The organism is Acidocella sp., assembly GCF_052326845.1.
GTDB lineage: Bacteria > Pseudomonadota > Alphaproteobacteria > Acetobacterales > Acetobacteraceae > Acidocella.
On record NZ_JBKQJR010000211.1, the window covers coordinates 1 to 10,274 of the forward strand.

Below are 10,274 nucleotides of genomic sequence, written 5' to 3' on the forward strand. Positions count from 1 at the left end.
GCGCCGAAGATCAATGGAAATCGGTTTGGCCATGCATGCCGGCCCCCTTCGCCAGCACACATCTTGAATCAGATCAAAGCCGTTTTGGGAATCCCATCCGATTCAATCAGATGGGAATACGCTCTAAATTTGGAGTAAAGATCGGCGCATGAGAGCAGCGCCACTGGCCCCGAATTTATCCCCGCTTAACACACTCGCCCGGCGCCGGGCCGCGCAGGCGCTGGGCCGTGGTTCCGAGGATCTGGTGGCGGAACAACTGGTGGCCGGCGGGTACACCATCCTGGCACAGCGGCTGCGGACCAAGGCCGGAGAGATCGATCTGGTCGCGGCGGACGCGCGGCGCCTGATCTTTGTCGAGGTAAAGGCACGGCCGTGCTTTACGGAAGCCGCCTATGCCGTCTCTGCCCGGCAACAGGCCCGATTGCTGGCGGCCGCCGGTGTGGCGCTGGCCATGCACCCGGAATGGGCGCGCGAGGAGATGCGCTTTGACGTGGCGCTGGTCGCCGGCGGGGCGGTGCAGATGATCGAGGACGCGATCCGCTACAGCTGACCGGCGAAGGCGGCGAGCAGCCGGGCGTGGGCCCGGGTGCCGCGATGGAAGCAGGCCAGTTCGAATTTCTCGTTCGGGGAGTGGATGCAATCGTCATCCAGCCCAAAACCGGCGAGCAGCGTGTCCAGCCCCAGATGCGTCTTGAAGGCCTCCACCACCGGGATGGACGCGCCTGAGCCGATCAGCGCCGCAGGCTTGCCGAACTCGGCCGCCAGCGCGGCCTGGGCGGCGCGCAGGAAGGGGGCGTCCGGGCTCAGGCTGAAGCCGGGAGCGGCGCCGCCACGGTGGAACTCGGCCCGGGCATCGGGGGGCAGGCGTTCGGTAACAAAGCGTTCGAAATTCTCCAGCACCTTGTGCGGGTCCTGCCCGGCGACGAGGCGGAAGGTGAGCTTGGCCGTGGCATGGGCGGGAATGACCGTCTTGCTGCCCTCGCCCTGATAGCCGCCATAGATACCGTTCAGTTCCGCCGTCGGACGCGCCCAGAGCTGGGCGAGGGGGAGTTCGTTGGCCTCGCCAGCCGGGGTGGAAAGGCCGACATCGCCGAGGAACGCTGCAGCGTCGAAGCCAAGCCCGGCCCAGTTTTCCGCCTGTGCCGGGGAGACGGGGGCGATTCCGTCGTAGAAGCCGGGGATCTGGATGCGGCCGGTGCCGTCCTTGAGCTGGCCGAGTATGGTGACCAGCGCCTGGATCGGGTTCAGCGCGATGCCGCCGAACAGGCCCGAATGCAGGTCGCGCTTTGGCCCGTGCAGCCGGACCTCAATGGCCGCCAAGCCGCGCAGCGAGGTGGTGATGGCGGGGGTCTGGAAATCCCACATATTGGTGTCGGCGACATAGACGAAATCCGCGGCCAGCGTCTCGCGCTCATTCGTCAGCAGCTCGGCCAGCGAGGGACTGCCGTTTTCCTCCTCGCCCTCCAGCAGCACCGTCAGGCGCACGGGCAGCTTGCCGTTCACTGCCAGATGCGCGCGCACCGCCTCCAGGAAGCTGACCACCTGACCTTTGTCGTCAACCGCGCCGCGGGCGACGATGCGTTTGCCGCGCGGGCCATCGACAAGTTGCGGGTCGAAGGGCGGGGAGTGCCACAGTTCCAGCGGGTCGGCGGGCTGCACGTCGTAATGGCCGTAGAACAGCACATGGGGCGCGCTGGGTCCGGCCTCGTGGTTGGTGGCGATCACGCCGGGCAGGCCTGAGGTTTCCGACAGCCGCGCGGCGAAGCCCATGCCCGCCAGTGTGTCGCGCGCCCACTCGGCGGCCTTGCGGCAATCCGCCGCATGCGCGGGCTGGGCGCTGATGCTGGGGATGCGCAGGAAGGCGAACAGCCGCTCCAGAGAGGTTTCGAGCTGAGCGTCCACGGTGTCGAGAATCTTTTGCATGACGGCATTTGGGACGCGGCAGCCGAAAAAAGCAACATGGCTTGATTTACCCCGGAAACAGGCCAAAAGAGCCGCCATGACTCAGTTGACGCTCTACAATACCAGGACCCGGACCAAAGAGGTTTTCACCCCGATCGACCCCGCCAATGTGCGGGCCTATCTCTGCGGGCCGACCGTGTATGACCGCGCGCATATCGGCAACGCGCGCAATGTGGTAATCTTCGATATCCTGATCCGCCTGCTGCGCCGGCTCTACCCGAAGGTCACGTATGTCCGGAACATCACGGACATTGACGACAAGATCAATGCGCGGGCCAAGGAGCGTGGCCTGCCCATCGAGCAGGTCACCGAGGGCCCGATCCGCTGGTACCACGAGGATATGGGCGCGCTGTACACGCTGCCCCCCGATATCGAGCCGCGCGCCACCGAGCATCTGCCCGAGATCATCGACATCATCGAGCGCCTGATCGCCAACGGCCATGCCTATGTGGCGGATGGGCATGTGCTGTTTTCCGTGGCCTCCGACCCGGATTACGGCAAGTTCTCCGGCCGCACGCCGGATGAGTTGATCGCCGGTGCGCGGGTGGATGTGGCGCCGTATAAGCGCGACGCCGGGGACTTCGTGCTGTGGAAGCCCTCCACGCCGGACCTGCCGGGTTGGGACAGCCCCTGGGGCCGAGGCCGGCCGGGCTGGCATATCGAATGCTCGGCGATGAGCTGGAAGCTTCTGGGGCCGGATTTCGATATCCATGGCGGCGGCGATGATCTGATTTTCCCGCACCATGAGAACGAGATCGCGCAGTCCTGCTGCGCCTTCCCCGGCTCGCATTTCGCCAAGGTGTGGGTGCATAACCGCATGCTGCTGGTGAATGGCGAGAAGATGAGCAAGTCTCTCGGCAATTTTAAAGTCCTGCATGATGTGCTGGAGACTGCGCCGGGCGAGGCGGTGCGCCTGCTGCTGATGCGCTCCCATTACCGCTCGACGTTGGATTTCTCCGATGCCGGGCTGATCGAGGCGAAGGCGGAACTGGACAGGTTTTATCGGGCGTTAGCGCTTTTTCCGGACCTTGAGCCATCCAAGGAAATTCACGAATCTGTATTCGATGCAATTTGCGACGATTTGAATACACCGAGCGCGATTTCGGTGTTGCATATGCTGGCGACGTCTGCGCTTCATGGCGTTAGACAATCCGCGGCAGAACTTTTGTCCGCCGGACGTTTCCTTGGATTATTCAACGCGACTCCAGAAGAATGGTTCAGAGGCGGTATCGATCAGTCAGCCATAGATGATCTGATCATGCAGCGCGTCGAGGCCCGCAAGCGCAAGGATTTCGCGGAATCCGACCGTCTGCGCGATGAAATCGCCAAGCATGGCGTGATCATCGAGGATGGCCCGGGCGGCACCTACAAGCTGAGGAAAGCCTAAATGACCGGCCGTGACGGTGGTGCGGAACTGCACCCTATCGAGCCCTCGCCGGTGGTGATTCTCGTGCGCCCGCAACTGGCCGAGAATATCGGCGCGGTGGCGCGGGCCATGGGCAATGGCGGCTTGTTCCACCTTCGCATTGTGGCGCCACGCGATGGCTGGCCGCTGCAGCGGGCCTGGGTCACCGGCTCCGGCGCGCATCGCATCCTGGACAACGCCAAGGTGTTCGACACCGTGCCGGAAGCGGTGGCGGATTTGCACCGCGTCTTCGCCACATGTCCGCGCCCGCGCCATATCATCAAGCCCGTGCTCACCGCGCGCGGCGGCGCTGCGGAAACCGTGGCTGCTGGCCAGCGTGGATTGAAAACCGGCGTGCTGTTCGGGCCGGAGCGCACGGGGCTGGATAACGAGGACATCGCCTGCGCGGACAGCCTGATCCGTTACGATCTCAATCCTGATTTCATGTCCCTCAACCTCGCCCAGGCGGTGATGGTGTTCGGCTATGAATGGTGGCTGGCGCGCACGCCGGAACTGCCGCCGCGTGAGCTGCAAGTGAACGAGACGCGCCCGGCCACCAAGGGCGAGTTGGACAATTTCATGGCGCATCTCGTCCGCGCCTGCGACGAGTCAGGCTTTCTGCGCAACGAGCAGAAACGCCCCGGCATGGTGCGCAACCTTCGGCATTTCTTCACCCGTGGCGAGGTGACGCGGCAGGAGCTGAACACCCTGCACGGGATTATCTCGGAGTTGGGGCGGCGGCGGGATTAAACCCGCCGCAGCGTGAACACTTCCGCCAGAGACGCCTCGATGGCCGCGCCGTGATTGGCGTCGCGTGCCTCGATCATGATCTCCAGCTGCGCGTCCTGCACGGAGGGGCTGGAGAACAGGCGGTGATGCGCGACCTCGATGATATTGCCGCCGAGCGCGCCGATGCGCGTGGCGACTTCCGCCAGCATGCCCGGGCGGTCCGGCATTTCCAGCACCACGCGGAGCAGGCGGCCGTCGCGCAGCAGGTTGCGCATCAGCGTGTTGGCGAGAATGCGCGGGTCGATATTGCCGCCGCAGATGGAGATGCCGACCTTCTTGCCCTTGAAGCGCTCGGGGAAGGAGAGCAGGGCGGCGAGGCCGGCGGCGCCAGCACCTTCCGTCACCTGCTTGGCGTTCTCGACGAAGGTGGCGATGCCGCGCTCGACGGCATGTTCGCTCACCACCAGCACCGGCACGTTCAGCGCCTTCAGGATGGCCAGCGGGCGCTGGCCGATATCGCGCACGGCGATGCCTTCCGCCACGGTCGGGCCGCCGACATGGATGGGCTCGCCCGCCAGCGCCTGGGCGAAAGCGGCGTAGTTTTCCACCTCGACGCCCAGCACCTCGCATTCCGGGCGCAAATGCCGCGCCACCACGGCTGTGCCCGCGAGCAGACCGCCGCCGCCGGTGGCCGCGATGATCGCGTCCAGGTCCGGCTGGTCCTCGAACATCTCCAGCGCCATGGTGGCCTGGCCGGCGATCACGCCAGGGTCGTCATACGGGTGCAGGAAGAACAGCCCGTCCTCCTCCTCCAGCCGGTGCGCCTCGGCGGCGGCTTCCGCCAGCGTCTCGCCGTGCAACACCACGTTGGCGCCCCAGGAGGCGGTGCGCGTTACCTTGGTGGCGGGCGTGTGGCGGGGCATGACGATGGTCGCCTTGATGCCCGAGAGGGCGGCGTGCCGCGCCACCGCCTGGGCGTGGTTGCCGGCGGACATGGCCACGACGCCAGCCTTGCGCTCCTCCGGCGTGAGCAGGGCGATGCGGTTGGCCGCCCCGCGCTCCTTGAATGCGCCGGTGGCCTGCAGATGGTCGTACTTGATGTACACCTCCGCACCGGTGAGGCGGGAAATCCCGTCCGAGCGCAGGAAGGGCGACCGCAGCACCGCGCCCTGGATCCGCGAGGCCGCGGCCTGGACGTCGTCAAAGGTGATCATGGCAGATTAACCGTAGGTGATCTTCAGGATTTCGTAGGATCGGTCGCCACCGGGGGCAGGCACGGCCACGGTGTCGCCCACGCGCTTGGAGATAAGCGCCTTGGCCAGGGGCGAGGTAATGGACAGGCGCGCGCGCTTGATGTCGGCCTCGTGCATGCCGACGATCTGATACGTGACCTCGGTCTCGGTATCCTCGTCAACCAGCAGAATGGTGGCGCCGAACTTCACGGTGTCCCCGGAGAGGGAGGCGGGGTCGATGACTTCGGCGGCGGAGGTGATCTCCTCCAGCTCGGCGATGCGGCCCTCGATGAAGGACTGGCGCTCGCGCGCGGCGTGGTATTCCGCGTTCTCGGAGAGATCGCCATGGGCACGGGCCTCGGCGATGGCACGGATGATCGCCGGGCGCTCTACCGCCTTCAGGTGCCGCAGTTCATCTTCGAGCGCCGCGAGACCTGCCGCGGTCATGGGGAATTTCTGCACTTTTTCTCCTCAAGGGCCGCAGCCCCCGATGGTGTTAAGGGTCAACAGGAAGCCCCCCGCCGGCCGATAGCCGGCGAGGTTTTAGAAAGGCTTGGCAAAGTACGACTGAAGCGGCGCAACATCAAGAGTATCAGCCTTCAGCGCCGCGATGGCATGTGCCGCCGCCCGTGCTCCCGCGATGGTGGTGAAATTCGGCACGCCATGGGTCAGCGCCGAGCGGCGGATGTCGAAGCTGTCCGCCACCGACTGCGCGCCCGAGGCGGTGTTGACGATGAGCTGGATCTCGCCGGAGCGGATGGCGTCCACGCAATGTGGGCGGCCTTCCAGCACTTTGTTCACCCGCTTCACCGGGATACCGGCATCAGCGATGCACTTGGCGGTGCCGCTGGTCGCCATGATGGTGAAGCCCAGCTCCGAGAGGCGGCGGGCGATGGGCAAGATGGCGGCCTTGTCGCTATCCTTCACCGAGACGAAAGCCGTGCCCTTGAGCGGCAGGGAGACCCCGGCGCCGAGCTGCGCCTTGGCGAAGGCGCGGGCGAAGTTGGTGTCCAGGCCCATCACCTCGCCGGTGGATTTCATCTCGGGCCCGAGCAGCGTGTCCACATTGGGGAAGCGCGCGAAGGGGAACACCGCCTCCTTCACCGCCACGTGGCGCGGCGAGATGGAATCATCGAGGTTGAAGCTGGCGAGCTTGGCGCCCGCCATGACCAGCGCGCCGATTTTCGCCACCGGTACGCCGGTCGCCTTGGCGACGAACGGCACGGTGCGCGACGCGCGCGGGTTCACCTCCAGCACGTAGATCGTGTCGTTCTGGATGGCGTATTGCACGTTCATCAGGCCGACGACGTTGAGCGCCTTGGCCATGGCCACCGTCTCGGCGCGCAGCTCGGCAACGATGGCGGGGGAGAGCGAGTAGGGCGGGATGGAACAGGCGGAGTCGCCGGAATGGATACCGGCCTCCTCGATATGCTCCATCACCCCGGCGACATACACGGTCTCGCCGTCGCAGATGCAGTCCACATCCACTTCGGAGGCTTCGTTCAGGTAGCGGTCGATGAGCACGGGGTTCTCACCGGAGACGCGCACAGCCTCGCGCATGTAGCGGTTCAGCCCGGTGCGGTCATACACGATCTCCATGGCGCGCCCGCCCAGCACGTAGGAGGGGCGGATGATGATGGGGTAGCCGATGCGTTCCGCGATGGCCTCGGCCTGCTCGACGGAGCGGGCGATGCCGTTCTCCGGCTGGCGCAGGCCAAGGCGCTTCAGCAGAGCCTGGAAGCGCTCACGGTCCTCGGCCACGTCGATGGCATCGGCGGAGGTGCCGAGGATGGGGATACCCGCGCTCTCCAGCGCCTGGGAGAGCTTTAGCGGCGTCTGCCCGCCGTATTGCACGATGCAGCCCAGAAGCGTGCCCTTTTCCTGCTCCTTGCGCAGCAGGGAGAGCACGTCCTCGGCGAAAAGCGGCTCAAAATATAGCCGGTCCGAGGTGTCGTAGTCGGTGGAAACAGTCTCCGGGTTGCAGTTGACCATGATGGTCTCGTACCCGGCCTCGTGCAGCGCATAGGCGGCATGGACGCAGCAATAGTCGAACTCGATGCCCTGGCCGATGCGGTTCGGCCCGCCACCGAGGATGACGACTTTCTGCTTCTCCGAGGGGTCGGCCTCGCAGAGCGGCGCGCCGAAGGAGCCCTCATATGTGCTGTACATGTAGGAGGTGGCGGAGGCGAACTCGCCGGCGCAGGTGTCGATGCGCTTGTACACCGGGGTGACGCCGAGCTTGAGCCGCGCGGTGGTGACGGCGCTTTCCTTCTGGCCAGTGAGTTCGGCCAGACGCTTGTCGGCAAAGCCCAGCGCCTTGAGGCGGCGCAAGCCGTGGGTGTCACGCGGCAGGCCAAGCGTCTTCACCTCGCGCTCGGCCTCGATGATCTGCTGCATCTGGCGCAGATACCAGGGGTCGAACTTGCAGGTGGCGTGGATGTCCTCAACGGAGAGGCCCGCGCGCAAAGCCTGCCCCGCGATGAGGAGGCGGTCCGGGCGGGGCGTGGAAAGTGCGGCTTTGAAGGCGTCCGGCGTGCCGTCGCCGGGCGCGTCGATTTCATCCAGCCCGGAGAGGCCGGTCTCCAACGAGCGCAGGCCCTTCTGCAAGGCTTCTGCGAAGTTGCGGCCGATGGCCATCGCCTCGCCGACCGACTTCATCGAGGTGGAGAGCAGCGCCGGGGTGCCGGGGAACTTCTCGAAGGTGAAGCGGGGGATCTTGATCACCACATAGTCGATCACCGGCTCGAAGCTCGCAGGCGTGGCCTTGGTGATGTCGTTCTTCAGCTCATCGAGCGTGTAGCCCACGGCGAGCTTGGCGGCGATCTTCGCTATGGGGAAGCCTGTGGCCTTGGAGGCGAGCGCCGAGGAGCGGGACACGCGCGGGTTCATCTCGATGACGACCATGCGGCCATCCACCGGGTTGATGCCGAACTGCACGTTGGAGCCCCCGGTGTCCACGCCGATGCGGCGCAGGCACGCGATGGAAGCATCGCGCATGATCTGGAATTCTTTGTCCGTCAGCGTCAGCGCCGGGGCGACGGTAACGGAATCGCCCGTGTGCACGCCCATCGGGTCGATATTCTCGATGGAGCAGATGATGATGCAGTTGTCAGCGGAATCGCGGACCACCTCGAACTCATACTCTTTCCAGCCGAGTACGGATTCTTCCACCAGCACTTCGTTGGTGGGCGAAGCATCGATGCCGGAGGCGCAGATCTCAAAGAATTCCTCGCGGTTATAGGCGATGCCGCCGCCCGTGCCGCCGAGGGTGAAGGAGGGGCGGATGACCGCCGGCAGGCCGACGACTTCCAGCGCTGCCGCGGCTTCTTCCTTGTTGTGCGCGATGGCGCTGCGCGGGCCCATCACGCCAATCTCCGCCATGGCGTCGCGGAATTTCAGCCGGTCCTCGGCACGGTCGATGACTTCGGCCTTGGCGCCGATCAGCTCCACGCCGAGCCGCTCCAGCGCGCCGGACTTGGCGAGCGCCATGGCGGTGTTCAGCGCCGTCTGCCCGCCCATGGTGGGGAGCAGCGCGTCCGGCTTCTCCTTGATGATGATCTTCTCGACCATCTCCGGGGTGATGGGCTCGATATACGTCGCATCCGCCAGGGACGGATCGGTCATGATCGTCGCCGGGTTGGAGTTGACGAGAATGACGCGGTAGCCTTCCTCGCGCAGCGCCTTGCAGGCCTGCGCACCGGAATAGTCGAACTCGCAGGCCTGGCCGATGACGATCGGCCCGGCGCCGATGATCATGATGCTCTTGATGTCTGTGCGTTTGGGCATAGGTAGATGTCCGATCCGAAATTTTATCCGGCGAGGAATGAAAGACTTCAAATCGTCATTGCGAGCGGAGCGAAGCAATCCATCTTTCCCGCCGCGAAGATGGATTGCCGCGGCCGCCTTTGCGGCCTCGCAATGACGGGGGGCGTCAGCCCAGCATCTCGACAAAGCGCTTGAACAGATACGCGGAGTCAGACGGCCCCGGCGACGCCTCGGGGTGGTACTGCACCGAGAACACGCGCTTGGCCTTGCAGGCGATGCCTTCGTTCGAGCCGTCGAACAGCGAGACATGCGTGACCTCCACGCCCTCCGGGAGGGAGGTCTCATCCACCGCGAAGCCATGGTTCTGCGAGGTGATCTCGACCTTGCCAGTGGTGAGGTCCTTCACCGGCTGGTTGGCGCCACGGTGGCCGCGTTCCAGCTTAAAGGTCTTGCCGCCAAGCGCGGTGGCCAGCAACTGGTGGCCGAGGCAGATGCCGAAAATCGGCACGCCCGCCGCCATCACGCCCTGGATGGCCGGCACGGCATAGGTAGCCGTCGCCGCCGGGTCGCCGGGGCCGTTGGAGAGGAACACGCCATCGGGCTTGTGGCGCAGGATATCCTCGGCGGTGGAAGATGCGGGCACCACTGTCACCTTGCAGCCAGCGGAAGCCAGGCTGCGCAGGATGTTGCGCTTGGCGCCGAAATCCACCGCCACGACGTTGAACTGCGGCTCGGGGGAGGAGAAGCCATGCTCCCAGTTCCAGGTCCCGCCGGTCCATTCGTAGGACTGCGTGCAGGAGACTTCCTTGGCCAGGTCCAGCCCTTCCAGCCCGCTCCAGGCGGCGGCCTGCGCGGCGAGGGCCTTGAGGTCGAATTTCTGCTCCTCCGGATAGGCCAGCACGGCGTTCGGAGCCCCCAAATCCCTGATCCGCAAGGTCAGAGCCCGCGTATCCACCCCGGAAATGCCGGGGATGCCCATCTTCTTCAGCCACGCGCCGAGATCAGCCTCCGAGCGGTAATTGGAGGGTGCGGTGAAATCCTCCTTCACTACCAGGCCGCGGGCGAAGATCCGCCCGGCTTCCATATCCTCGGCATTGGTGCCGACATTGCCGATATGCGGGAAGGTGAAGGTGATGATCTGCCCGGCATAGGAGGGGTCGGTCAGCGTCTCCTGGTAGCCG

The 10,274-nt window shown here is 65.4% G+C and carries 8 protein-coding genes; 3 read left to right on the forward strand and 5 right to left on the reverse strand.

Annotation, left to right across the window (positions count from 1 at the left end):
• Nucleotides 1-148: 148 nt before the first annotated feature.
• The gene (locus tag ACLPJJ_RS14045; protein ID WP_443591612.1) at nt 149-550 is read left to right on the forward strand and encodes a YraN family protein; all 402 of its coding nucleotides are present in this window, start codon (nt 149-151) and stop codon (nt 548-550) included.
• On the opposite strand, the gene ACLPJJ_RS14050 is transcribed toward ACLPJJ_RS14045, so the two are convergent.
• Nucleotides 541-1,923 (reverse strand): dipeptidase, encoded by a 1,383-nt coding sequence (locus ACLPJJ_RS14050; protein ID WP_443591613.1) that lies wholly within the window; start codon nt 1,921-1,923, stop codon nt 541-543. The two genes, ACLPJJ_RS14045 and ACLPJJ_RS14050, sit on opposite strands and share 10 nt — an antisense overlap.
• 76 nt (nt 1,924-1,999) lie before the next feature.
• Between ACLPJJ_RS14050 and cysS the strand changes: the two genes are divergently transcribed.
• Together cysS and ACLPJJ_RS14060 are read left to right on the forward strand one after the other, a co-directional pair.
• Entirely contained in the window at nt 2,000-3,349 is a 1,350-nt protein-coding gene (cysS, locus tag ACLPJJ_RS14055) for a cysteine--tRNA ligase (protein WP_443591614.1), read from the forward strand.
• Nucleotides 3,350-4,117, forward strand: a complete 768-nt coding sequence (locus ACLPJJ_RS14060) for an RNA methyltransferase (RefSeq protein WP_443591615.1) — start codon at nt 3,350-3,352, stop codon at nt 4,115-4,117.
• On the opposite strand, the gene ACLPJJ_RS14065 is transcribed toward ACLPJJ_RS14060, so the two are convergent.
• From ACLPJJ_RS14065 to carA, 4 genes are all read right to left on the reverse strand, one after another.
• Nucleotides 4,114-5,310 carry a threonine ammonia-lyase gene (locus tag ACLPJJ_RS14065; protein ID WP_443591616.1) on the reverse strand — a complete coding sequence of 399 codons (1,197 nt, stop codon included), beginning with the start codon at nt 5,308-5,310 and terminating at the stop codon, nt 4,114-4,116. The two genes, ACLPJJ_RS14060 and ACLPJJ_RS14065, sit on opposite strands and share 4 nt — an antisense overlap.
• A 6-nt stretch (nt 5,311-5,316) precedes the next feature.
• On the reverse strand, nt 5,317-5,790 hold the full coding sequence (gene greA, locus ACLPJJ_RS14070) for a transcription elongation factor GreA (protein ID WP_443591617.1): 474 nt from the start codon (nt 5,788-5,790) through the stop codon (nt 5,317-5,319).
• Between the two features lie 81 nt (nt 5,791-5,871).
• Nucleotides 5,872-9,114, reverse strand: a complete 3,243-nt coding sequence (gene carB / locus ACLPJJ_RS14075; RefSeq protein ID WP_443591618.1) for a carbamoyl-phosphate synthase large subunit — start codon at nt 9,112-9,114, stop codon at nt 5,872-5,874.
• Between the two features lie 145 nt (nt 9,115-9,259).
• Nucleotides 9,260-10,274 (reverse strand): glutamine-hydrolyzing carbamoyl-phosphate synthase small subunit (carA, locus tag ACLPJJ_RS14080; protein WP_443591619.1); only part of this gene is annotated, 1,015 nt, incomplete at its 5' end.

Bases quoted from the DNA above. Each gene is read 5' to 3' on its own strand.
- ACLPJJ_RS14045 (WP_443591612.1), top strand. From the start codon at position 149: ATGAGAGCAGCGCCACTGGCCCCGAATTTATCCCCGCTTAACACACTC.
- ACLPJJ_RS14050 (WP_443591613.1), bottom strand. From the start codon at position 1,923: ATGCAAAAGATTCTCGACACCGTGGACGCTCAGCTCGAAACCTCTCTG.
- cysS (WP_443591614.1), top strand. From the start codon at position 2,000: ATGACTCAGTTGACGCTCTACAATACCAGGACCCGGACCAAAGAGGTT.
- ACLPJJ_RS14060 (WP_443591615.1), top strand. From the start codon at position 3,350: ATGACCGGCCGTGACGGTGGTGCGGAACTGCACCCTATCGAGCCCTCG.
- ACLPJJ_RS14065 (WP_443591616.1), bottom strand. From the start codon at position 5,310: ATGATCACCTTTGACGACGTCCAGGCCGCGGCCTCGCGGATCCAGGGC.
- carB (WP_443591618.1), bottom strand. From the start codon at position 9,114: ATGCCCAAACGCACAGACATCAAGAGCATCATGATCATCGGCGCCGGG.